This is a genomic window from Streptomyces sp. MUM 2J (genome assembly GCF_022414535.1).
In the GTDB taxonomy this organism is placed as follows: domain Bacteria; phylum Actinomycetota; class Actinomycetes; order Streptomycetales; family Streptomycetaceae; genus Streptomyces.
This window is the reverse complement of sequence record NZ_JADWYM010000107.1, coordinates 1-1,352: the sequence shown is the minus strand read 5'-3', so window position 1 is coordinate 1,352 and position 1,352 is coordinate 1. Positions and strand designations below refer to the sequence as shown.

Sequence of the window (1,352 nt, the reverse complement as noted above, 5' to 3'; positions counted from 1 at the left end):
CGTGCCAGTCCAGGCCGAGTTGCGGCATGTCCAACGAGACCGTGGCCTCCTGGGTGTGGTGGGGGTCGAGGTTCGCGACCACCAGAACCGTGTTCGAACCGCTCCGCTTCGAGTACGCGATCACCGCGTCCTGGTCGGCCCGGTGGAAGTGCAGATCGCGCAGCCGGTGCAGGGCCGGGCTGCGGCGCCGGATGTCGTTGAGGCGGGTGATCAGGGGGGCGATGGTGCGTCCCTCACGGGCGGCGGCCTCCCAGTCGCGTGGCTTGAGCTGGTACTTCTCCGAGTCGAGGTACTCCTCGCTGCCGTCGCGCAGTGGGACGTTCTCGCACAGCTCGTAGCCGGAGTAGATGCCCCAGGTCGGGGAGAGGGTGGCGGCCAGCACGGCACGCACCTCGAACGCGGGCCGGCCGCCGTGCTGGAGGTAGGCGTGCAGGATGTCGGGGGTGTTGGTGAACAGGTTCGGCCGCATGTAGGCCGCCGCCCGGCCGGACAGCTCGGTGAGGTAGTCGGTCAGTTCCTGCTTGCTGTTGCGCCAGGTGAAGTACGTGTAGGACTGCTGGAAGCCGATCTGGGCCAGGGTGTGCATCATCGCCGGCCGGGTGAACGCCTCCGCCAGGAAGATCACGTCCGGGTCGGTGCCGCCGATGTCGGCGATCACCCGCTCCCAGAAGACCACCGGCTTGGTGTGCGGGTTGTCCACCCGGAAGATCCGCACCCCGTGCCCCATCCAGAACCGCAGCACCCGCAGGGTCTCCGCGACCAGGCCGTCCATGTCGGCGTCGAAGGCGATCGGGTAGATGTCCTGGTACTTCTTCGGCGGGTTCTCGGCGTGGGCGATCGACCCGTCGGGACGGTGGTGGAACCACTCCGGGTGCTTGTGCACCCACGGATGGTCCGGCGAGCACTGCAGGGCGAAGTCCAGCGCCACCTCCAGGCCCAGCTCGCCGGCCCGGCCCACGAACCACGCGAAGTCCTCCACCGTCCCCAGACCGGGATGGACCGCGTCGTGACCGCCCTCGGGCGAGCCGATCGCCCAGGGCACACCGACATCGTCCGGGCGGGCGCCGAGCGTGTTGTTGCGGCCCTTGCGGAACGTGGTGCCGATCGGGTGGATCGGCGGCAGGTAGACGACGTCGAAACCCATCTCCGCGATCGCCGGCAGACGCCGCGCCGCGGTCCGGAACGTGCCGTGCGGCTGCCCGGCACTCCCCTCCGACCGGGGGAAGAACTCGTACCACGAGCCGTACAGCGCCCGCTCCCGCTCCACCAGCAGCCCCAGCGGCGCCGACGCCGTCACCAGCTCCCGCAACGGATGCCGCCCCAGCACCTCCCCCACCTCCGGCGTCAGCGCC

1 pseudogene is annotated in these 1,352 nt (G+C 70.2%); it reads right to left on the bottom strand.

What is annotated here, in order from left to right:
- A pseudogene (locus tag I3F54_RS31825) lies at window positions 1–1,352 on the bottom strand (alpha-1,4-glucan--maltose-1-phosphate maltosyltransferase); the annotation flags it as partial.